This window comes from Mogibacterium sp. CM50, from assembly GCF_000293155.1.
In the GTDB taxonomy this organism is placed as follows: Bacteria; Bacillota; Clostridia; order Peptostreptococcales; family Anaerovoracaceae; genus Mogibacterium; species Mogibacterium timidum.
On record NZ_ALNL01000044.1, the window covers coordinates 76,403 to 97,508 of the forward strand.

21 protein-coding genes are annotated in these 21,106 nt (G+C 44.5%); 4 read left to right on the top strand and 17 right to left on the bottom strand.

The genetic code is table 11. The features are described from left to right. Positions 1–68 precede the first annotated feature (68 nt). The 4 genes from HMPREF1152_RS07740 to HMPREF1152_RS07755 all read left to right on the top strand — a co-directional run bounded on the left by HMPREF1152_RS07740 (position 69) and on the right by HMPREF1152_RS07755 (position 2,752). Positions 69–878 (top strand): LysR family transcriptional regulator, encoded by an 810-nt coding sequence (locus tag HMPREF1152_RS07740; protein WP_009644857.1) that lies wholly within the window; start codon positions 69–71, stop codon positions 876–878. A gap of 181 nt (positions 879–1,059) precedes the next feature. Beyond that, positions 1,060–1,509, top strand: a complete 450-nt coding sequence (locus HMPREF1152_RS07745; protein ID WP_009644724.1) for a hypothetical protein — start codon at positions 1,060–1,062, stop codon at positions 1,507–1,509. A 168-nt stretch (positions 1,510–1,677) separates the two neighbouring features. Then, positions 1,678–2,550 (top strand): hypothetical protein, encoded by an 873-nt coding sequence (locus HMPREF1152_RS07750; protein ID WP_009644653.1) that lies wholly within the window; start codon positions 1,678–1,680, stop codon positions 2,548–2,550. 19 nt (positions 2,551–2,569) lie between these two features. Then, the gene (locus HMPREF1152_RS07755; RefSeq protein WP_036381532.1) at positions 2,570–2,752 is read left to right on the top strand and encodes a hypothetical protein; all 183 of its coding nucleotides are present in this window, start codon (positions 2,570–2,572) and stop codon (positions 2,750–2,752) included. A 327-nt stretch (positions 2,753–3,079) separates the two neighbouring features. On the opposite strand, the gene HMPREF1152_RS07760 is transcribed toward HMPREF1152_RS07755, so the two are convergent. From HMPREF1152_RS07760 to HMPREF1152_RS07840, 17 genes are all read right to left on the bottom strand, one after another. Next, positions 3,080–3,382: a LysM peptidoglycan-binding domain-containing protein gene (locus HMPREF1152_RS07760; RefSeq protein WP_009644686.1), complete on the bottom strand. Its 303-nt coding sequence runs from the start codon at positions 3,380–3,382 to the stop codon at positions 3,080–3,082. A 229-nt stretch (positions 3,383–3,611) separates the two neighbouring features. Next, a complete protein-coding gene (gene ybaK / locus HMPREF1152_RS07765; RefSeq protein ID WP_009644759.1) occupies positions 3,612–4,100 on the bottom strand; it encodes a Cys-tRNA(Pro) deacylase in 489 nt (162 codons plus the stop codon). A gap of 90 nt (positions 4,101–4,190) precedes the next feature. After that, the gene (locus HMPREF1152_RS07770) at positions 4,191–5,003 is read right to left on the bottom strand and encodes a TVP38/TMEM64 family protein (protein ID WP_036381529.1); all 813 of its coding nucleotides are present in this window, start codon (positions 5,001–5,003) and stop codon (positions 4,191–4,193) included. Then, positions 4,975–6,288 (bottom strand): methionine gamma-lyase family protein, encoded by a 1,314-nt coding sequence (locus HMPREF1152_RS07775; protein WP_009644852.1) that lies wholly within the window; start codon positions 6,286–6,288, stop codon positions 4,975–4,977. Before HMPREF1152_RS07775 ends, HMPREF1152_RS07770 begins: the two co-directional genes overlap by 29 nt. Next, positions 6,288–7,451, bottom strand: a complete 1,164-nt coding sequence (locus HMPREF1152_RS07780) for a tyrosine-type recombinase/integrase (RefSeq protein ID WP_009644671.1) — start codon at positions 7,449–7,451, stop codon at positions 6,288–6,290. Before HMPREF1152_RS07780 ends, HMPREF1152_RS07775 begins: the two co-directional genes overlap by 1 nt. Positions 7,452–7,462: 11 nt before the next feature. After that, the gene (gene miaA, locus HMPREF1152_RS07785) at positions 7,463–8,392 is read right to left on the bottom strand and encodes a tRNA (adenosine(37)-N6)-dimethylallyltransferase MiaA (RefSeq protein ID WP_009644775.1); all 930 of its coding nucleotides are present in this window, start codon (positions 8,390–8,392) and stop codon (positions 7,463–7,465) included. Positions 8,393–8,418: 26 nt separating this feature from the next. Beyond that, positions 8,419–10,362, bottom strand: a complete 1,944-nt coding sequence (gene mutL / locus HMPREF1152_RS07790; protein ID WP_009644809.1) for a DNA mismatch repair endonuclease MutL — start codon at positions 10,360–10,362, stop codon at positions 8,419–8,421. Further along, positions 10,363–12,966, bottom strand: a complete 2,604-nt coding sequence (gene mutS, locus HMPREF1152_RS07795) for a DNA mismatch repair protein MutS (RefSeq protein ID WP_009644798.1) — start codon at positions 12,964–12,966, stop codon at positions 10,363–10,365. It lies immediately after the preceding gene. 22 nt (positions 12,967–12,988) lie between these two features. Beyond that, positions 12,989–13,783 carry a TlyA family RNA methyltransferase gene (locus tag HMPREF1152_RS07800; protein WP_036381521.1) on the bottom strand — a complete coding sequence of 265 codons (795 nt, stop codon included), beginning with the start codon at positions 13,781–13,783 and terminating at the stop codon, positions 12,989–12,991. Continuing rightward, entirely contained in the window at positions 13,767–15,644 is a 1,878-nt protein-coding gene (gene dxs / locus HMPREF1152_RS07805; protein WP_009644747.1) for a 1-deoxy-D-xylulose-5-phosphate synthase, read from the bottom strand. The genes HMPREF1152_RS07800 and dxs overlap by 17 nt, the downstream gene beginning before the upstream one ends. Beyond that, entirely contained in the window at positions 15,644–16,537 is an 894-nt protein-coding gene (locus tag HMPREF1152_RS07810) for a polyprenyl synthetase family protein (protein ID WP_009644619.1), read from the bottom strand. Before HMPREF1152_RS07810 ends, dxs begins: the two co-directional genes overlap by 1 nt. A gap of 8 nt (positions 16,538–16,545) precedes the next feature. Next, complete coding sequence (gene xseB / locus HMPREF1152_RS07815; protein WP_009644792.1) at positions 16,546–16,746, bottom strand: exodeoxyribonuclease VII small subunit; 201 nt, start codon at positions 16,744–16,746, stop codon at positions 16,546–16,548. A 37-nt stretch (positions 16,747–16,783) separates the two neighbouring features. Then, complete coding sequence (gene xseA, locus HMPREF1152_RS07820; RefSeq protein WP_009644777.1) at positions 16,784–17,923, bottom strand: exodeoxyribonuclease VII large subunit; 1,140 nt, start codon at positions 17,921–17,923, stop codon at positions 16,784–16,786. Beyond that, positions 17,920–18,891, bottom strand: a complete 972-nt coding sequence (locus HMPREF1152_RS07825; protein WP_009644732.1) for a peptidase M22 — start codon at positions 18,889–18,891, stop codon at positions 17,920–17,922. The genes xseA and HMPREF1152_RS07825 overlap by 4 nt, the downstream gene beginning before the upstream one ends. After that, on the bottom strand, positions 18,872–19,282 hold the full coding sequence (gene nusB, locus HMPREF1152_RS07830; protein ID WP_009644823.1) for a transcription antitermination factor NusB: 411 nt from the start codon (positions 19,280–19,282) through the stop codon (positions 18,872–18,874). The genes HMPREF1152_RS07825 and nusB overlap by 20 nt, the downstream gene beginning before the upstream one ends. Before the next feature lie 5 nt (positions 19,283–19,287). Beyond that, complete coding sequence (locus HMPREF1152_RS09095; RefSeq protein WP_009644697.1) at positions 19,288–19,641, bottom strand: Asp23/Gls24 family envelope stress response protein; 354 nt, start codon at positions 19,639–19,641, stop codon at positions 19,288–19,290. Then, complete coding sequence (locus HMPREF1152_RS07840; protein ID WP_009644740.1) at positions 19,634–20,959, bottom strand: hemolysin family protein; 1,326 nt, start codon at positions 20,957–20,959, stop codon at positions 19,634–19,636. The genes HMPREF1152_RS09095 and HMPREF1152_RS07840 overlap by 8 nt, the downstream gene beginning before the upstream one ends. Positions 20,960–21,106 lie beyond the last annotated feature (147 nt).

Consider the following 21,106-nt stretch of genomic DNA (forward strand, 5'->3'; position numbering starts at 1 on the left):
CCTTCAAATCGATTATTTTATGGCCGTAGCTACTAACTCAAGTTTTACCAAGACTTCGGAAGAGCTATTTGTCTCTCAAACCCGCTATTTCTAAACAGATTGCGCTTATGGAGAAGGAATTAGGGGTTAAACTCTTTATTAGAAATAACAAGCGCACTGAGCTTACAGAGGCCGGTAGGCGGTATTATGATTTTTTTAGCAGATACAAGGCAGAGATGGGAAACATCAAGCACGAGGTCTCAGAGCTCGAGGGAGTTACGAGTCAGACTATAACTGTCGGTATACTTGAGGGCTGGGATTTTTCACCCTGGCTCACCAGAGTGATTAAGGAATTCAGAGATTCTCATGGATATGTCGATATCATCATTAATTACTATGGAGCTAAGGAACTGTCGACAATGCTCCTTACTGATGAAGTGAATCTTGCGATTTCTCTCAAGAGTACATTTGATTCATTTGCTGAGATAGAGAGCAGCAATATCTTGACTGCGAGGAAAAAACTCATTTATTGTAAATATAATCCTATTGCTTCCAAGGCTGAGCTGTCTCCTGAAGATTTCGTAAATGAGAAATTCTTTGCACCGTGGAGTATAATGGACGATTCAATTGTAAAGAGTATCAACACATCTATGCAACCGTACGGGATTCGGCCTAATATTCAGTTCGTAAACAATTTTGAATCTATGGTAAATTGCGTCAGGTATAACCTTGGTGTTGCGATTTGTGACGAATATACGGGATATCTAAAGGATGCGGATATAGGAGCTTTAGATCTTATTGAAGCTGAATATGTAAGTGTAGCGATTATTAATAGCAGCACTAATGACGAGGTGAGAGAGCTCTATCAGATAATAAAGGATGCGGTGCAGGGCCTATAATAAACTGCAAGTCTTTCCTTTGATATGCCTATGTAATATAACAGCGCGGTTATGTAATGCATACCCGATATTCAATTATACAAAACGACCATGTTTGTTTAGAATATAAACGAACATGGTCGTTTTGATTTTAACGATTTTGGACTATTGATTAGTTTCTTTGATGGATGGAGGGGTGATTATGCCTAAGAGTAAAAAACTAACAGCAGTATATGCACTAATTATGGATTTGCCATTGAGCATTGTTGTAACAATCGTTGCACTTGCACTCGGTGGAAACCTAAGTATGGAAAGATTTATTCCAAGCTTTTGCCTAGCTTATGTGCTGACATTCTTTATTAACTTCTTACCAGTTGGAATGATTGGGTTTAAGTTTGCAAGTAAGCACGCAGAGGACAATACCTTCAAGTTCGGCCTACTTGCAAATATGATTATTGCTCTATTCTTTGTAGTTATTCTTGATCTTGTGATGACTGCATTTGGAGTATTTGTTGCCGGTCACGGAACAATGAGCGAGTATTTGTTTGCTGTTGTAGCTGGATTCATTCCATGTTACATCCCTACGCTAATTATCGCTATGGTTTGGTACCCGGTTGCTGACAAAGCATCAAGAGCGATTTGCCACGAGTAATGCAGGAACCGGGATATAATTTCCAATAGCAGTTTGCGTTTAAATGATTAACGGCTTAGAAGATAATTGGAAAAGATATTATTATAATTATAATAATGATATCAATTAATTGATTGTAAGCGATTGGCAATTTACGCAGTTTGGGGCGTATTAGGAGGAGAGAACACGATGAAGAGACCTGATTTTTATCCAGTTAGAAGCCTTATCTATGTCGATTTGGCTCATGAAGATTACAGAATAAAGCTTGAGAATTGGCTGTACAGATATCACATTCCGGATAGCATTTCGCAGTTTGGACCTTATGTATCTAAGTACGCATTCTACCAGGCGCTTCCAACACCTCCGGGAGGTGAGAGATTTGGAACCGTAAGGATGCAGATGACTGAACATTACTGGCTGGCAAATCCAAATGACATCAGAGAGTTTGTTCATCATAAGGCGCTGACAGAGTTCTTCCCTAAGGACGTACTCGTATGGCAGAACAATATTCCTGATGAAGGAAAGTCTCACTTGATTGAAAAAGGAAAAGAAGAGAACTTTGAAGGTGACGATGCCAGATCGACGAAGGGGAACGAGGAGCTTGGAACAGTTCCATTTATATTCGCTTTTGTACCAGTTTGGTGGGAAGAAGATTTCAAGGGGGAAGGCAGAACGGTTGAGGATGGTCCTAACTACAGATGGCAGTTCGTGGTTCGTTACCCTGAAGGTATAAGTCAGGAAGAAGGCGACAAGTGGATCAAGGAAGAGCTTATCCCGGCATACACCGAACAGGATGAGTGCTTAAGATGCCTATCCAGCAGGATTATCAAGGAAGTAAATAATTGCGAGTTTGATCGCCTGGTCGAGATGTGGTTTCCGTGCCAGTCTGCGTGGGTTACAGCTACTGAAAACGCAAGCAAGAAGGTGGCTAAGCCGGCATGGGCTGAAACTCAAGACTTCCCATACCTCAAGAAGTCGTATGGAATCTCGGGTATCTTCTTATCGGATATAGCCAGATCAGACAACATGACTTCGTATCACGGCTATATCACAATGAGATAGTAGGAAAGAGACATATTGTATGAATAAAAGAGTTGAATTTGATCATAAAAACAGCAAGGGTAAACACAGAGAGGTGTTAACCCTTGCTCTCTTAGTTGCGGTACTACCGCCGACCTGGGCGGTAGTAAGTCCGTATCTGGGAGTACACGTTGGTCCAATAGCACTGATAACAACAGGAATATATGGTGCCAAGTCTTATTAATTAAGGGGCGTGGGCACATTAGATTAGAAGAGAAGGGATCAAGACAGGCATAACTATTCCTAAAATCATAATTTTGGGAATAGTATATAATGCTCGAAAGCGACTGCCTTGCGGCAGCCGTGTAAATGGAGCTTTATGTATTTGACAACAAGTGATTAACACTGTATCAATACCTAATTAATAATTGAGATGTACATAGTACATAATCTGATTATCCATATAGAAATTACGTGGATAACTATACCCTAATTTCTAAAAAAACGCCTCTAAAGCGAAATATAAGCCTCAAAAAATCCAAGTTTATCTTATAGCTTATAACGACGTCTATTAGGATTCTACCGGAACCAGAATGGTATCCCCGGGCTGCACATCAGATGCGTTGATGCCGTTTATATTACATATCTTATCTACAGCAGTACGAGGGTCAATTGACTTGCCACAATATCTATCTGCAATTGACCATAATGTATCATTCTGATGAATCTCGACTTGTCTATACGTATCTGTCGTGCCGGCTTCAGTCGCTGCAAAACCGAGCAAATTGTATACGAGCACGGTCAAACTCAAGATAACAATCAAAACAAAAATAAAGAATCTAACTGGTGATACAATCTTATATCTCTTCTTCATAATAACATCCTCCCAGATAGACTTGCTAAAAGTCAAATCCTTATATTTTAAATAAAAGAACAAATGTTCTTTTGAAGTACTCATAGTATAACGCTATGCCCAGGAGAAGTCAATAGAAAATCGAACAAATGTTTGAAAAAAATAAAAAGTGCTGCAGTCCAGTAATTGCAGCACTTTTATGACTGTATATATTAAATTTTATTACATTTACCGATATTTTCTACGCATTCTACGCAGTAATATCTACTAATAAGGCTCCTATAAAATCAGCCAGTACTTCGCCGTTAATAATTATCTGAGCTCCCCTTTTGCCTGCTGAAATGTAAATCCTGTCATATAGCATGGCTGTTTCATCGATAAATGTGGGAAAAGGTTTCTTCATTCCTATCGGTGAGCAACCGCCTCGTACGTAACCTGTAAGAGGTAGAAGTTCCTTGACGTGAATCATTTCTATCTTTTTTACTCCGGCCGCTGATGCAGCCTTTTTAAGATTGAGCTCAGAAGCTACCGGAACTACAAACACGAAGTAATCTCCGGTGTTTGACCTCGTCACGAGTGTCTTGAAAATTTCGTCTTTTGATATGCCAAGCGCTTCAGCTGCATGCTCTCCGGAGAGTTCTGTCTCGTCATATTCATATTCTCCTATTGCGTGTTCAATGCCGACGCTATCAAGCTGTCTCATCGCATTAGTCTTTTCTATTTTGTCCTTTTTCGACATAATATTTTCCTTTTTATTATGAATTTACAATATAAATGCAACAATCTCGGTGTCATCCGTTATACGGTGTACACCGTTTTAGACTTCTAATCAGTTATCATCGGTAGTATCTTCGTATGAACCTATTAAATTCATAATCGCTTCTCGCCTTGTAATACAGAACCAAAGGATAGAAAGACTTACTGCGACAACTATTACAAGACCAATGTAGTTCTTATCGGCTAAAAAAGCACCAAATAACAGGCTTTCGATAATTCCAGGAGTCCTTCCCAGTGTCGAAAGAACAAGAAATGGACGCAGTCTTATATTAGAAACTCCGGCTACATAACTTACGAAGTCCTTTGGAATACCCGGAATCAGGTATATAAGGAAGATAAGCATATAAGAGCGTTTACTGTTGAGCTTGCGCACATATGAGCTTACCTTCTGCTCTCCAAATATGAGGTGAAGCGATTCGTTTCCGAGGAATCTGGCGAGAAAATAAGTGATCGTCGAACCGATAAGTGCTCCGATAATAGATATCAAATATCCACCAAGTATTCCGTACAAATAACTGGAAGCAAACTGTATCGGCTGCCCGGGAATAAAACAGACGATAATCTGAACTATTTGCAAGATAATCAGCGGAATGAAAGCAAAAGTCTTAAAATCTTCAAGCTTATTTGGAATATTTAACAGATAATCTTTATTAAACAATGTATTCCTGAACATCAGAAATAAGATGATTGGAAGCCCTATCATTATAAAAATAAGCACGAAGAGCTTGAGGAGAGCGATTACACGGTTCTTAAAGGTTGAATTCTGAACGTTGACGTGCACGTCTTCCTTGAACAGGCGCCAACTCTCCTTGGTCTCTCGCATGTGTTCTCTGTATTCAGATATTTTTCTGTGCTTTCTTGACATCGATTAAGCCCTTATCCACTAACTGCTGCAAGCTCTTGATGATACCGAATCTAGCGTGTTCGTAAGTAAGCCCGCCCTGATAGTAGGCTATGTACGGTTCACGCAGAGGCGCATCGGCGCTGAGCTCTATTGATGATCCCTGTACGAATGCGCCGGCGGCCATTATGACCTGATCGTCGTAACCGGGCATATCCCAAGGGATTGGCGTAACATAGGCATCAATAGGTGCTGCGGACTGGATAGCCTGGATAAATGTGATAGCGAGATCAGGATCGTTGAATTTGATGGCCTCTACGATATCGCTTCTTTCAGCCGTCACCGGTGGACATACCTCATATCCGAGCATGTCGTACACCGTACCGCACAGCATAGCACCGCGAAGAGCTGCATTTACGACCTTTGGAGCGAGGAATATTCCCTGTAATACAGCCCTGTTCTGCCCAAAAGTAAGTCCGCATTCCGCCCCTATACCTGGACACGTGAGTCTGTACGAAATTCGCTCAACGAGCTCTCTCCTTCCGCAGATATATCCGCCGGAAAGTGCGAGGCCGCCACCAGGATTCTTGATAAGTGATCCTGCGATGACGTCAACACCGAAGTCTGTCGGCTCTTCCTCACTTACGAACTCTCCATAACAATTATCGACCATGACGATGATGTCAGGACGAATTTCATGTATCAATTTTGTGACCTTGCGAATACTATCGAGTGTGATAGCAGGTCTCCAGTCGTAGCCTGTCGAACGCTGCATTGCTATAACTCTTGTATTGTCGTGAAGCGCAGCCTTGATGGCCTCGAGATCGACATCGAGATCACCATTTAGCGCAACTTCGCTGTATTGGATACTATAGTCGGTCAGAGTGCCCATGTATTCGTGTTCGTTAATACCGATTACGGTTTGCAAAGTATCATATGGCCTGCCGGTTACATATATCAGCTCTTCGCCGGGCTTGAGAAGTCCAAAAAGAGTCGTCGACAGAGCGTGTGTCCCATTTACGATGTTAGGTCTTACAAGAGCTGACTCCGTGTTGAAAATGCTCGCATATACATTTTCTACAGCATTACGGCCGGCGTCATCATATCCGTAGCCGGTGTTCCAACTAAAGTGAGTGTCGCTGATGTTATTCTCCTGAAATGCGTTCAGCACCTTAAGCTGGTTAATAGCGCATATATCCTCAAGTGTATCGAACTTGTCCTTTAGCTTGGCTTCCGCCTTGTCTATCAATTCCAGAACCTCCGGCTTAATGCCAAAGTCTTTAATTAGATGCTTGTTATAGCTTGTCATCAGTCGTTGTCCTTTCTCTCCAGTTCCCATTCCATATCCTTGACCAGCTCTCGCTTGACATTCATTTTGTGGGAAGCGTAGAGCTGTGTAGTGGTAACCTGTTCGTGATCAAGCAGCGCCTGCACGTCGTAGATTGAATTGCCGCGTCCGATAAGGCTGGTAGCTGCAGTTGCACGAAGCTTGTGTGGACTGTAGCCGTTGTGTTTAGTCGTGTTAAGCGCAATAGCCGTATATTTTTTTACAAGCTCACGTATTGCTCTCGCGGTCATACGTCTTCCCTGCAAAGACAGGAATAGCGCGTCTTCGTCCACTTCGGACTCCTCGGCTATGGTACTTCGCTCGTTGCCTAGGTAATCCTGAAGTGTCAGCTGGATCGAGCTGTTGATCGGCATCTTGGATTCCTTACCTCGCTTGCGATAAATGGTAAATTCGCCACGCGAAAAGTTGAATGAAGATATGTTGAGCTGCTGCAGCTCGGAAAGCCTGAGTCCGTAGGTCAGAAAAAGCATTAAAATCGCCTTGTCTCTTAGCCTTGTCTTCTCCCAGTATTTGCGTTCATGTGGCGTGAGATGCGAACCTGTAGTTACTGCATCGAGCATGACCATTACCTCATCATCTTGCAGAGCCTTGATTTCACGCTCGCCCGGCTTGGGAACTCTTATGGGGTCGAATCCATCTGTAATATTGGCTTCGAGGAATCCGTCTCGGTATAGCTGCTTGAACATCACGGAAATCGAGGACTTCTTGCGAGCCAGTGTCTTGTTGTTGTTCTCGTAAATTATTATTTTGTCTCCGTCATCGACCGTGTACTTGCGGCAGTAATCGATGTAGAGATTTACATCCATGGCGGTAATCTGCTGAATCTCTTCGAGCTTAATTCCCTTTGGCACGTCGGCGTCAGTGAGCGATGTGTTTGCAATGAGATAATCAAAGAAAAATCGCACATCGTGGAGGTATGCGAGTCTCGACATAGGGAGAACATTGCCTTTCAAATAAACAAAATATGAACGCAGAAAACTCGGCAGCTCCCGTTCAACGGTCTCGCATTGCATGTATATTTCATTTTCACGCTCAATCACATTGTCAGGCTTGTCGCTTTTGTTGTGAATTTTGAGCCGCTTGGCACCTTGAACGGTGTCCCCGGTAGTCTTATTGATAGCCATATCTTCCCCAGTTATTTACCAGTCTCAAGGATGTTGTCGACGATGTTGCCGACCGTCTGACCCCTCTGAATCTCTATCCAGTGAGCGTTTTGATAACGTTTGAACCAAGTTAGCTGACGTTTTGCATAGTGCCTGGTGTTTGTCTTGATGTTTTTAACGGCTTCATCCAGCGTTATATCCCCGTTCAGGTATGAAATCAGCTCCTTATATCCGATTCCCTTCATAGCAGGCGTATCCTGATTGTAGCCCATCTCGAGCAGGTGCTCGACCTCCTTGAGAAGACCTTCATCCATCAGCTTGTCGACGCGCCGGTTGATGCGGGTATACAGCCATTTACGGTCCATGCTTATTATATTGATGTTGAAGTCATACTCGGTGTTAGGCTCCAGCTTGTCCATAGATTCCAGCTTTGAGCCAAGCTCGTAAGCTTCTATCGCTCTGATAATCTTGCGCAGGTTGTTGGGATGAATCCGTGCGGCTGCCTCAGGATCAACTGCTGATAGCAGTTCGAACAGATATTCGTTGCCTCGCTCAGCTGCCAGATGCTCGAGTTCACTACGTCTCTTGAGATTAATTGGCTTCGCAGCAAATGACATCTTGTAAATCAATGAATTGAGGTATAAACCCGTTCCACCTACAACTATCGGCGTCTTGCCGCGCGAGATAATTTCATCAATCTGCTCGAACGCCAGCTTCTGATACTGTGCGACAGTGATGTCATGTGCCGGATCTACAAATCCGTAAAGGTGATGTGGAGCTGCCGCCATATCCTTCAGGGAGGGCTTTGCACTTCCGATATCCATGTGTTTATACAGCTGAACCGAATCGCAATTAACGATTTCGCCCTGAATTCTCTTGGCGAGATACAGAGCAACCACGCTCTTACCGGCGGCTGTCGGACCCCCTATTATATACACCTTTTTCGCATTAAGTGTCGTCATATTTCTTTCCCTTCTATGTAAACGCATTATCGCTTAAATGCGCGTGAAATTTCAGATAGAGTGAACCTTATAAAGGTAGGTCGGCCGTGTGGGCAACTGAATGGATTGACACAGCCTGAAAGCTGCTCGAGCAGCTCATTGATCTCTCGTGTACTGAGGCGATTATTGCCCTTTACAGCCGCTTTGCATGACCTCATGATCAGTTTATCAACCACAACAGTGTTGCCCCTCTCAGATCGTGATTCCGGGTCCTCAATGTAGGTGCGCAGGAACGTCTCAGCCTCTCCTCTATCCATGTATGTCGGAATACCTCTGATAATAAAAGTATTATTTCCAAAGTCGTCGATATCAAATCCAAGCTTGGTTAAATCATCCATCCAGAAGCGTTCATCAGAATACACGTCGCTGGATGTCTCTATCGAGAATGGCACCAGCATCGGCTGAGAGATGTGTTCCGCCTCGTTGTACATATTGATAAATCTCTCGTACATAATTCGTTCATGTGCAGCGTGCTGATCGAGCAGATAAGCGACATCAGACGATTGCATGATGATGTATGTATCGAAAAGGTACCCTTTGTAAATAAGCTGATCGAATTCAAAGGCTCTTACCGATGGAGTCTTAAGTGATATACGTTTACTAATTATATCATTATCGGAAGCAGTGTCATTGGATTTTGATACCTCGGGCGAGTTGTTTTTTGAACCGACAGTATCAGCTGAAACAGAGGAGATGATTTCTTCGTTTATATTGTTTGATTCGGCTGCTTCCGATACCTTTGAATATTCCGAAGAGTCAATAATCATGCTCTTGTCTGCTCCGTAAGATTTGCAATTATCATCATTATCTGCGACCCGAGTTCTATTCGCAAGAAATGACCGAATGTCGACCTGGGTGCTTTCGCCTTCCGTTACTTTTTTCCGGTCATCATCAAGGTAGGTTGACGTAAAAGCAGCACTGGCTGTAGCCTTATCCTCCGACCTGGAGCCGATTGCTGCGGGAATTGCATTTTCAGAGCTGATAACTCTTAAGATTGCAGCTGCTATATCCCTGACAATTTCATCCTCGTGCAGAAATTTTACCTCTTTTTTGTTTGGATGGATATTGACGTCTATATCTTCCGGGTTAACCTCGATGAAGAGGATTGCAGTCGGATGACCCGAAAACACTCTATCACCATATCCTTTTGCTATACCCTTTTCGATTGTGGGACTGTTGATATACCTGCCGTTGACAAAAAATATCTGACCGCGTTTATTGCTCTTCGTACTGCCCGGATCAGATATAAAGCCATGGGTATATTCCCCCTGTATTTCGATCAATTCTCGGTAAGTCGGATAAATCGACTGTATGGTAGTGAGTTTATCGCCATTTCCAGGAGTCGATATTACTGTTTGCTTGTTGTTAATGAGTCTAAAAGCTATGTGAGAATAGTATATAGCCAGCTTCTGTATCATATCTATGATTACAGTAGCTTCAGCAGCATCGCTCTTCATGAATTTTCGTCTGGCAGGAGTGTTGTAAAATACATCTTCGATAACCATAGTGGTTCCCGTATTCATACCTGTCTTCTCGGCACCTATGGTATTACCTCCCTGCATTTTGAGCTTTGTTCCCATCTCATCAGCCTCTGTCTTGGTATAGACTGTGAGCCGGGATATCGCTGTAATGCTGGCAAGAGCTTCCCCTCTGAAGCCTAATGTGCTTATATGATTGAGGTCGCCGAGTGTCGCGATTTTGCCTGTAGCGTGCCTCTCAAAAGCCAGTTCGACTTCGTTGCTCTCAATGCCCGAGCCGTTGTCAGTTACGCGTATGTATGATTTGCCGCCGTTCCTGATCTCTATTACTATCTGTGTGGAGCCGGCGTCAATTGAATTTTCAACAAGTTCCTTTACAATTGAGAGCGGTCGTTCGATAACCTCGCCGGCAGCTATTTTATCTGCTACAAATTCGTCAAGAATTCTAATCATTTATAACTCCTCTATCTTGTGCTGAAGTTCCTTGAGCTTAATCATTGCGTCCATTGGGGTGATATTATTGAGATCTATACTCTTGATATCATCTACTACGTCGTCGTACCGACCGTCCTCCGAGGATTCAAAGTTCTGTCCAAAGAAAGAAATCTGATCACTGGTCAATGGAGATGTGCCGGAATCCGATTCTAACTCTCGCAGCTTGGTGCTTGCCTTTCTTCTAATCTCCGCCGGAACACCTGCAATTTTAGCAACATGTATACCGTAGCTCTTGCTGGCCGGTTGCTCAGAAATCTTGTGCAGGAACACTACATCGCTGCCCTGCTCGCTGACTGCTACGGAAAGATTTTTGACATTGGCGAACCTGCTCTCGAGTACAGTCAGTTCGTGATAATGAGTTGCAAACATGGTGCGGATGCAGTTTCCCGGTTTTGATAAATATTCTATTGTAGCCCAGGCGATGGATAGCCCGTCAAAGGTACTCGTGCCCCGTCCGATTTCGTCGAGAATGATCAAGCTTCGATCAGTTGCATTTCGCAGAATATTGGCTAGCTCACTCATCTCAATGTAAAAGGTTGACTGGCCATATGAAAGGTTGTCTGAAGCACCTATACGCGTAAATACCCTATCGACAACGCCGATGTGAGCACTCTCACAAGGTACAAAAGAGCCCAGCTGAGCCATAAGCACGATTATTGCTGTCTGACGCATATACGTAGACTTGCCTGACATATTAGGTCCGGTGATTATCAGCATGCTGCGGGAAACGGTATCGAGCAGGGTGCTGTTTGAAACGAAGAGTCCTTCTCCAATCATCTGTTCAACCGCAGGGTGGCGACCCTCTCTGATATCTATTACATTTGAATCGTCAACCGCCGGCTTGACGTATCCGTACCGGGATGCTACAGCTGCAAGAGCTGTGAGTACATCGAGCAACGCAACAGAAGCTGAGGCTTTCTGCAGCCTCGCGATATAAGGCTCGATAGAAGCTCTGATCTCCTTGAAAATCTCGTATTCCAAGCTGTTGATCTTAGCCTCGGCTGAGAGGACCAGACTTTCCTTCTCCTTAAGCTCAGGAGTTATGTAACGCTCATTGTTGACTAACGTCTGCTTGCGCACGTAATCATCCGGGACAAGCGGTAGATTGGACTTGCTGACATCAATATAGTATCCGAACACCTTGTTAAATCCCACCTTTAGATTCTTGATGCCGGTTCTTTCCTTTTCCTTAGCCTCTAGCCCTGTTATCCAAGCCTTCGCATCCTTTATTGACAGCTTGAGGTTATCCAGCTCGGTTGAATATCCGGACTTAATCAAGTCCCCATCAGTTATTGTAAACGGAGGTTCATCCACTATAGAGTTCTCAATGAGCTCCTCTAACGACGAAAAATCATCGAGTGATGAAAAGATTTCATTTAAAAGAGGCGCATCTATGTGCTTCAGTTCATCCTTGATGGCGGGGAGTTCGTGAAGCGTCGTCTTGAGTGCCACCATGTCCTTCCCGTTAGCCCTCATGCTGGCGATTCTGGCAGTAAGGCGTTCAAAATCGTAGACGTGTTTGAGCGATGCTACGATGTTTGCTCTGTTGAGAGGCAGATCAACAAGCACTTCGACAGCATCGAGTCGCTTGTTGATAGCATTGGAATTGTTGAGAGGCTCCTTGATAAATCTCCTAATAAGTCTTCCTCCCATAGCGGTATGCGTCTTGTCTATCACGCCGAGAAGAGAGCCCTTTTGACTATGGTTGTATTGAGTCTCGAGCAGTTCCAGGTTTCGCATGGTTGAACGATCAAGTACCATGCCGGAGTCAGATTCCTTAATATTGAGATGCTTAATCTGAGGCGAAGCCTGCTTCTCGGTCTCCGTCAGATAGAGCAGCAGCGCTCCGGCTGAAATGGTTATCTCCCGTCTGTCCTGTATATCCAGAGGGATAAGCGACGTGACTCCAAACTGGGTCTTGAGAATGTCGGCGCAAGACGAATATTTGAAGTATGAGTCGTCTATCTCATTTATATAAGTTTCGGGTGACATTTTGCTATATCTGTCAATAAAAGCTGAAGCGTCTTTACTGTAGCAGATAATCTCCCTTGGTACGATTCGTGAAAGCTCCGCAATCAGCTGCTCACAGTCACCGTCATCCTTTATCTCAAGCGCATTAAATTCACCGGTTGTGATGTCGACATAAGCAATTGCGCTGGAGCTGCCGTTTACATATATCGATGCAAGATATAGATTGTCCTTGGCACTGGTAGCCTCGTCAATATCGATCGTACCCGGCGTAATAATTCTGATAACCTCTCTATTAACAATCCCCTTAGCTTCCTTGGGATCCTCAATCTGTTCGCAAATTGCTACTTTGTATCCCTTGGACACGAGCTTCGCTATATAGGAGTTTGCTGCATGAAATGGAACTCCACACATTGGAGCCCGCTCCTCAAGCCCACAGTTTCTGCCTGTGAGAGTCAACTCCAGCTCTCTCGATGTTGTAAGTGCATCGTCAAAAAAGAGCTCATAGAAGTCACCCAGTCTATACATGAGCAGGCAGTCCTTGTATTGCTCTTTAATGGCAAAATATTGCTTCATCATCGGTGATAGTGTCATGACGCTAATCCCCCTATAAATTCTAATCGTCTAATTCGCTATGCGCTCTTGCGACGACTTCCCGTGGTGAAATGTCCGAGTCTGATTCGCTCTTCTTGAGATATAGCAAATATTCGATATTGCCTTTTGTGCCCTTGACCGGGGAATAATCCAAGCCATGCGGATATAATCCCTCAAGTGCAGCATACCCGATAACCTTCTCTATAACATCTAAATGTACTCTGTCGTCTCTTACGATTCCCTTCTTCCCAACCTGTTCCCTGCCGGCTTCAAACTGCGGTTTGATAAGGCACATAACAGCCCCGTCATCCTTCAGCAAGGCAGATGCAACCGGAAACATATGTCTCAGTGAGATGAACGAAACATCGATCGAAATGAAGTCGATGGGCTTCGCTATCAGATTCATATCCAGATAACGGATATTGGTCTTCTCCATGTTGATTACACGAGAGTCCACTCTCAACTTGTAGTCCAGCTGGCCGTATCCAACATCCAAGGCATAGACCTTTACTGCACCATTCATAAGCATGCAATCGGTAAATCCGCCCGTTGACGCGCCCATATCGACAGTATAGCAATTTGCAAGATCAATTCCAAACGAATCAATTGCCTTTTCGAGCTTGATCCCGCCGCGGCTCACGTATTTAAGCAGCTTCTCCTTGACTGCGAACTCACTGTCAACGTTGAACTTCTGACCCGATTTGGTCTCAACTACTCCATCTACAGTAACGAGGCCGGCCATAATGGTCCTCTTGGCATTGTCTCTGGAAGGAGCCAGTCCTTTATTTACAAGTATGACATCAAGCCTTTCTTTCAAAATACTCAATTGCTCCTTTCACAATATCGTCCGGCATCATGCCGCACTCATCTCGCAGCCGTTCAATAGATCCATGTCCTACAAATTCATCAGGAATAGCTATATTGATAACTCCGTAGCTGTGACCGCAAGTAATTGCGGCAGCGGCAAAGTTCTCTCCAAATCCGCCTCGCTTCATATTGTCCTCGATGGTTACAACCAGCTCGGTGTTGATTTCCGTTAAAGCTTCTTCAAATGGAGCTACCACTCCGATGCTCGTCACGCCCACGCTGTATCCCTCTGCCATAAGTGCTCTTGCAGCTTCAAGTGCTGTATCTAGCATGCTGCCGACAGCAAGAATTGTGACGTCACTGCCCTTGGACAGCCCGATGTTTTTTCCCGCAAATGGCCTTAGCTTGAGGTGTTTAAACTTCGACGATCCTCTGGGGTAGCGTATTGCTACTGGAGAATTCATTTCATTTATAGCGTAATCGAGCATTTCTTCAAGCTGCGTTCCATCCGCAGGAGCCAAGACTGTCATGTTAGGAATGCTTGATAGATAGCTCAAATCAAAAGCTCCATGGTGTGTTTCTCCGTCCGCTCCGACTAAGCCGGCTCTATCTACTCCAAAGATAACGTGTTGGTTCTGGATACAGACATCCTCGATTAGCTGATCGTAGGCTCTCTGCAGAAAGGATGAATAAATCGGTGCAACAGGGATCATCCCCGCCTTAGCAAGGCCGGCAGCGAAGAGGACTGCATGCTGTTCGGCAATTCCGACATCAAAGAATCTATCCGGAAAGGCTTCGTAAAATGGGCCCAGTCCTGTAGCCGTTCCCATTGCAGCGGTTATGGCCACTATTCTGTCATCCTGTCTGGCCAGATCGAGCAGCTTGTTGCCGAAAACTTCAGAGAACGAAACCGGCTTTGAAACGCAATCAGACGATAATAAATTACCGTTACTTATATTGAACGGACCAACTCCGTGGAACTTCCTCGGGTATTTTTCAGACCAAGAGTAACCTTGTCCCTTCTTGGTTATTACGTGCACGAGCGTAGGACCGTCAACTGCATTTGCGGCTCTGAATGCCCCCAGAAGTTTAGGAATATCATATCCGTCAACCGGACCGATATACTTGATACCCAGCTCTTCAAAGATAATTCCCTGCTGGTCGAGCACTGACAGTTTAATCCTCGACTTAGTCCTGCTGATTCCCTTCGAAATAGATTTGCCTATTAACGGAACATTATCGAGCGAAGTGCGGATGGATTTCTTAGCGTTGATATAGTTTGACGAGCTGCGAAGTCTTTGCAGGTGCTTGGACATGGCACCGACGTTGTGGGCAATAGACATACCGTTATCATTAAGGATAATTTTGATATTGAGTCTGCTCGAGCCGATGTTGTTGAGAGCCTCATACACGAGTCCTCCAGTCATCGCACCGTCTCCGATTAGAGCTACTACATTATTATCCTCGCCTCGGAGGTCACGAGCGACTGCATACCCAGCTGCCGCACCTAGAGAAGTGCTGCTGTGACCGGTATCATATGCGTCGTGCACGCTTTCATAGGATTTAGGGAATCCGCTGAGCCCCTTGAACTTGCGCAGTGTGTCGAATTCGCCTGCTCGACCTGTTATAATCTTGTGCACGTAGGTCTGATGTCCGACATCGTAAATAAGCTTGTCATTAGGGCTGTCGTACGCCTTGTGCATCGCTATCGTTAGTTCAACAACACCGAGATTTGATGCGAGATGGCCGCCTGTCCTAGAGATTTTCTGTATCAAAAACTCTCTGATATCATGGCAGAGATCACCTAAGTCGTGCTCGTCTGTATTCTTAATTATTGATATTAGATCTTCATGTTCAAGATCGTATTTCATCAAGCTCTCCTTTTTTCTAGCTTAATTGCCAGATCTGTAAAGAATTTTTTATCGGGTGACTCGTATTTCTCAATAGACTCAATTGCCGACATCGTGAGCGTGTGAAGTTCAGCCCGAGCGCTGTCAATTCCGTTGACTAAGGCAAAATTAGCCCTTTCATGATGCGAGTCCTTGCCGGGAGTCTTGCCCAGTTCGTCAACTGAGCCGGTCATATCCAATATGTCATCTGAGATCTGAAATGCTTTGCCGATGCATCTGGAATATACTGTGAATGCATCTATCATTTCTTTGTCCGCCCCTCCGATTCCCAAGCCGGCAATAACAGGTGCAGCAATAAGAGCTCCTGTTTTGTTTTCCTCGATGAAGTCAACGAACTCCTGTGAGCAATCATCCATGCCGTTCTCTACATCTACCACCTGGCCTGCAATCATGCCGGTAACACCAGCCGCCTTTGCAATGGTGAGACCGGCACAGCTGTGACGCTTGAGCTTCTCTGAGTCATCGAAGAAGTAAGTTAAATCTCTGAACATCACTTCCATAGCAGTGTTGAGCAGAGCATCTCCCCCGAGAACAGCGATATCCTCGCCAAATACCTTGTGGTTAGTTGGATTCCCCCTGCGAAGGTCGTCGTTATCCATCGCCGGCAGGTCGTCATGGATTAGAGAATAAGTGTGTATGTATTCAAGAGCGCAAGCGAATGGCAGAGCCTCGTAGATGTCTCCGCCTGAAAACTCACATGCAGCGAGAAGCATAACAGGGCGCAGTCTTTTACCGCCGCTCATCACGCTGTATTTCATAGAATCGAAAAGCGTTCTGGCTTTGATATCAATTTTCGGAATGTAGTCTAGCAGATGCTGTTCTATTATCGCTTTATATTCATCGTAACTGTGCATGGTGACCTCTACTTGCCTTCCTTGGTGTAAATTTCGATTTTTTGTTCCGCTTCGTCGAGCATCTTGGTGCAGCGCTCTGCATCCTTCATACCCTCATCAAACAGTCTGAGAGAATCGTCTATGGACGTGGTCTGTTTGGTTATGTTGGTTGCAGCGTCTACTAAGCTCCGGTAAGCCTCCATAAATGTCTTTTCTGTTGCTTGTGTCATTTTTCTCTCACCTCATGAATTCGAGTATGTATTTGCCTTAAATTTGTGTTTTACCGATAGCTTCGGCTTCAAAAGAGCCATCGGTCATCGTTACCGTATAAATCTCTCCTATAGCGATCTTTGCCGCTTCTCCGACCACTTGCCCATCCTTGGTCACCAGTGAGTATCCCTTGTTGAGAATATTTCTCGGATTGTTTGCATTAAGGGTTATAACCGCCTTATCCACGCTTAATCTCATCTCGCGAATTTTGCTGTTCATGACGTGCACGAGGTGATCTCTCTGAAGCTTGATGTTGTTGCGTTCAGTTTTGATCTTGTAGTCGATCGATTTTCTGAGCTCGAGCTTATTGTGTTCAATCTGCTCTCGAAGTTCAAACGTGTTGATTGCAGCCATATCGGCTGCGGCAGTAGGTGTCTCTGCTCTTGCATCAGCGACCCAATCGGAGATAGATACATCCGACTCATGGCCGACAGCGCTGATGACGGGAATCTCTGATGCAAATATAGCCCTTGCAACACCTTCATCGTTAAAAGCGGCAAGATCTTCAGCGGAACCACCACCACGTCCGACTATAAGCACATCTATCTTCGTGCCGCCGAGGCTGATCTCGTTAGCTAATTTAATGCTGCTGATAATGCTGGCCGGTGCACCAATACCCTGCACGAGTGTTGGAAATATAAGAATATCAGCGTAATCGTTTTTGTCGGTAATGATCTTCTTGATATCCTCTACGGCAGCTCCTGTATCAGATGTTACAACTCCGATGCGTTTAGCAAATTGGGGAATTTGCTTCTTGTGCTCTCGGGAGAACAGACCTTCTGATTCGAGGAGTTTCTTGACTCTGTTGTATTCCTTTGCAAGATCACCTTCTCCGAAGCTTTCGACCATGCGAACAGAGAAAGAGTAGCTGCCTCCGCGGGCATAGGCACTCATGTCGCCTAACGCAACTATTTTACTACCATTTGTGATAAGTGATGTGTCGATTCTAGAAATATTGTTTCTCCATACGACTGCACGCAGAACACTGTTTTCGTCCTTTAGGGAAAAATACATGTGTCCATTGCTCATCGAAACTCCGGAAACCTCACCTGTCAAGGGGATGTTTCTGAGGTTGATGTCGCTGTTAAGTTTCCTCGCTACGTATTCGTTAAATTGTGTTATTGAAAATGGATTCATCTATTCCCCTTCTCGCACAATGCCCTTCCTCCGAGCAATGCAATGCCTGCAGCATTATCACCGGATAATTCGGGAAGCCCAAAGCGCATTTCAAATCTCTCGTGAGCATTTAAAGCTCTACTCCTCATTCTAAAATATTGACTGGAGGAAACTCCTCCGGCCATATAGACTCTGTCGATTGCAAATTTATCGGCAAGCATGCACGCGGCATCACAGAGAAGGATGCTTATCCGCTCCAGCAATTCGGGCACGACTTCGTCGCCAGAATCCGCAATGGACTTCATAACCTGAAACTCTGTACCTGACAGATTGAACCAGCCGTCTGTCACTTTGATTTTGCTTAGCAGTCTTGAACCGTCATAGCCTCTGTCACATGACAGATTATCCAGATATCTTCCTGCCGGAAAATCATAGCCGAGTGCAACACCTGTCCTATCCAGAAGCTGACCGACACTTATATCTCTGGTTCCTCCGATTATCTGCAGGTTGTAGTGTGAGTCTTCGATTTCTGTCAGCAGCGCCTCAGTAGTACCTCCGCTAAGATGAAAAAATAGTATTTTACCATCTAATCTCTCATCAGGAAAAGAATGAAGCACAGCAGACACATGACCTTCCTGATGAGAAAATTTGAACAGCGGTATCTGAAGGCTGGAGCTTATAAGTCTGGCCGCGTCCACTCCTGCCGCGAATACCGGCATATATGATCCGGCTAATCGGCGTGGAGCTTCAGATACAGCAATGCAGCCAATCTCATCAGGATTAACAGCGGAAAGTGCGTCATCAATAAATGAAGGCAGAACATTAACGTGCTTAAAGAAAGCGACAGACTGTCTGAGTCCGCGCGCGCCATGCTCAACCTCCAGAAATTCAGATTTACTAAATATTATATTGTTCTTTTCATCTGTCACCGCGACAGACGTTTTGTAGTTTGATGTGTCAATGCCTAGACTATATCTGCCGTTGTTCATGTAACTGCCTGTTGATCTTACCGAGCACGGAATTAATAAAAGCGTAAGAACGGTCGTCACCATATGTCTTGCCGAGCTCTACCGCCTCGTTGATGGAGACATTTGCAGGAATCGTATTGATATAAATCATCTCTGCGAGTGCTGTTCTGAGTATCGCCAGGTCAGCTTTAGGCAATCTCTTGATATCCCAGTGGTCGATGTTATCGGCGATAAGGCGGTCGATGTCTGCGATGTGGTCGCGAATCGCTTCAAGGGTCTCTATCGCTTGCTTCTGTCTAAGCGCCTTTTCGGCCTCCTCAACACAGCTATGCTTTTCGTAATCGAAGTTATCCGAGACGTCCATCTGGTATACGAGCTGCATTATATTTTCTCTTATTATTCTTCTGTTCATTAAAGCTATTTCTCCCTATCGATGCCTTCAATCCCGATATTAACTGCGTCTACGGTAAGCCCCGTGTATTCCTCTACTGTTTGCTTTACAGCGCCCTGAATTTCATACGAAATCTTGGGAATATTTATGCCGTAGTACACGATTATATGAATGTTAATCGTGATGTTGTTGCCGTCGCGAGTGATACGAACGCCATTCATACCGCTGTCTCTGCCGAGTATATTCTTTGAAAAGCTATCCGAGATACTGGAAAGCATGCGACTTACGCCTTCAATTTTCTGAACTTCTTCCGTGACATAACCGACAATCACCTGATCCTCAATCATGATATTGCCGCTGCTCGTATCGATATTACTCATCAGAATCATCTCCTTTTTCAATCTCTGTATCTGTTTCATCTATAGAGATGCGCACCTTCTCAATGCGTCTATCCTTAACCTCCAATATCTGAAAAATGATATTCTCATAGCGGATCGGCTTATATGTTGAATTCTCCTTAGGAATCTCACCGATGTAATCGATGATAAATCCACCGACAGTTTCGCTGTTCTCTGATTCAAGTTCAATTCCGGTCTCTTCATCGAGGTCATCCAAATACACATTTCCATCCACAATATACTCGTTATCCGAAACCTTCTCGATTATACGATCCTCATCATCGAACTCATCGTCAATGTCTCCGACAATCTGCTCGATGATATCCTCGATCGAGACGATTCCGCTAAAGCCGCCGTATTCATCTATAAGTATAGATAAATGCTGCTTTGTCTTTTGAAGCTCGACGAACAGTGAGTCGATATTTTTTGTCTCAGGCACAAGGTAAGGGGCTCTGAGTATCTCCTTGATATCGATGCTGTCAAAGCCGTCAGTTGCACCCTTGAGTAGATAGTCCTTGATATGGAGAATACCTATGATATTGTCCGTGTCACCCTCGCAGACAGGTATTCTGGAATGTCGGAGCTCCATCAGCTCTTCAAAGTATTCGTCTTTATCATCCTCGAGGTCAATCATGAAGACATCCGTTCTTGGCGTCATGATCTCGTAGGCTAGCAGATCATCAAACTCGAAAATAGAGTCAATCATACGCCTGCCCTCTTCCTTGAGTTCACCGCTTTCCTGTCCCTTGTCGAGCATCGATCTGACGTGGTCCTCGGAAAACTGCGCGTCATCAACATCGAGATCCTTTCTTAGAATGAGAAGAATGATGTTGGCAATACCGACACAAAGCTTGGTTATAGGCAGCAGCACTATGCAGATAACTCGCTGCAGCCTTGCGAGCCTAAGCGCATACGCCTCCGCAGCTTGTGCGGAAAGCTTCTTAGGCAATATATCCGCCCAGGCGATGTAAAATATCGCAAATATCACATTGGCTGCGATTGGCAATAACCGATACGAGTAGAGCTTGAAGCAGAATCCGAAATTAAATATCACGATAGCAACGATGGACATCGAATACATAAACAGCCTGTCTGGATAGTGATATCTGGATGGCTTTTTAATATAGCTATGGACGAGTTCTGCTCTTTTGTTGTTCGGATCGTCTTCTTCTATCTCGTTGAGCTTGTTCCTGTCGACAGAGTCGAGCGCATTGAGCGCAGCGGATACCAATCCGTTGGAAACCATCACTATCAGCAGTATCAGTATGTATATGGGCCAACTCACGGGGTCAGGTGACATAGTATGCTCCTTACTTAATTCTAGTATTTTCAGCGTCCCTTTTTATCAGTATAATCCAGCCTATTAAAGCTTACAATTCATTTTAGTTTTAAATTAAAGAATTGCTGTATATCTGGGAAGTTCAGACTTCCTTTTTTTATTTTTTAT

What these genes read in the sequence shown, in the direction of transcription:
- HMPREF1152_RS07840 (WP_009644740.1), bottom strand. Translation starts at nt 20,959, where the DNA reads ATGTCACCTGACCCCGTGAGTTGGCCCATATACATACTGATACTGCTG.
- HMPREF1152_RS09095 (WP_009644697.1), bottom strand. Translation starts at nt 19,641, where the DNA reads ATGAGTAATATCGATACGAGCAGCGGCAATATCATGATTGAGGATCAG.
- HMPREF1152_RS07780 (WP_009644671.1), bottom strand. Translation starts at nt 7,451, where the DNA reads ATGGCTATCAATAAGACTACCGGGGACACCGTTCAAGGTGCCAAGCGG.
- HMPREF1152_RS07750 (WP_009644653.1), top strand. Translation starts at nt 1,678, where the DNA reads ATGAAGAGACCTGATTTTTATCCAGTTAGAAGCCTTATCTATGTCGAT.
- miaA (WP_009644775.1), bottom strand. Translation starts at nt 8,392, where the DNA reads ATGACGACACTTAATGCGAAAAAGGTGTATATAATAGGGGGTCCGACA.
- xseB (WP_009644792.1), bottom strand. Translation starts at nt 16,746, where the DNA reads ATGACACAAGCAACAGAAAAGACATTTATGGAGGCTTACCGGAGCTTA.
- nusB (WP_009644823.1), bottom strand. Translation starts at nt 19,282, where the DNA reads ATGAACAGAAGAATAATAAGAGAAAATATAATGCAGCTCGTATACCAG.
- HMPREF1152_RS07760 (WP_009644686.1), bottom strand. Translation starts at nt 3,382, where the DNA reads ATGAAGAAGAGATATAAGATTGTATCACCAGTTAGATTCTTTATTTTT.
- mutS (WP_009644798.1), bottom strand. Translation starts at nt 12,966, where the DNA reads ATGACACTATCACCGATGATGAAGCAATATTTTGCCATTAAAGAGCAA.
- HMPREF1152_RS07810 (WP_009644619.1), bottom strand. Translation starts at nt 16,537, where the DNA reads ATGCACAGTTACGATGAATATAAAGCGATAATAGAACAGCATCTGCTA.
- HMPREF1152_RS07775 (WP_009644852.1), bottom strand. Translation starts at nt 6,288, where the DNA reads ATGACAAGCTATAACAAGCATCTAATTAAAGACTTTGGCATTAAGCCG.
- HMPREF1152_RS07755 (WP_036381532.1), top strand. Translation starts at nt 2,570, where the DNA reads ATGAATAAAAGAGTTGAATTTGATCATAAAAACAGCAAGGGTAAACAC.
- HMPREF1152_RS07770 (WP_036381529.1), bottom strand. Translation starts at nt 5,003, where the DNA reads ATGTCAAGAAAGCACAGAAAAATATCTGAATACAGAGAACACATGCGA.
- mutL (WP_009644809.1), bottom strand. Translation starts at nt 10,362, where the DNA reads ATGATTAGAATTCTTGACGAATTTGTAGCAGATAAAATAGCTGCCGGC.
- dxs (WP_009644747.1), bottom strand. Translation starts at nt 15,644, where the DNA reads ATGAAATACGATCTTGAACATGAAGATCTAATATCAATAATTAAGAAT.
- xseA (WP_009644777.1), bottom strand. Translation starts at nt 17,923, where the DNA reads ATGAATCCATTTTCAATAACACAATTTAACGAATACGTAGCGAGGAAA.
- HMPREF1152_RS07825 (WP_009644732.1), bottom strand. Translation starts at nt 18,891, where the DNA reads ATGAACAACGGCAGATATAGTCTAGGCATTGACACATCAAACTACAAA.
- ybaK (WP_009644759.1), bottom strand. Translation starts at nt 4,100, where the DNA reads ATGTCGAAAAAGGACAAAATAGAAAAGACTAATGCGATGAGACAGCTT.
- HMPREF1152_RS07745 (WP_009644724.1), top strand. Translation starts at nt 1,060, where the DNA reads ATGCCTAAGAGTAAAAAACTAACAGCAGTATATGCACTAATTATGGAT.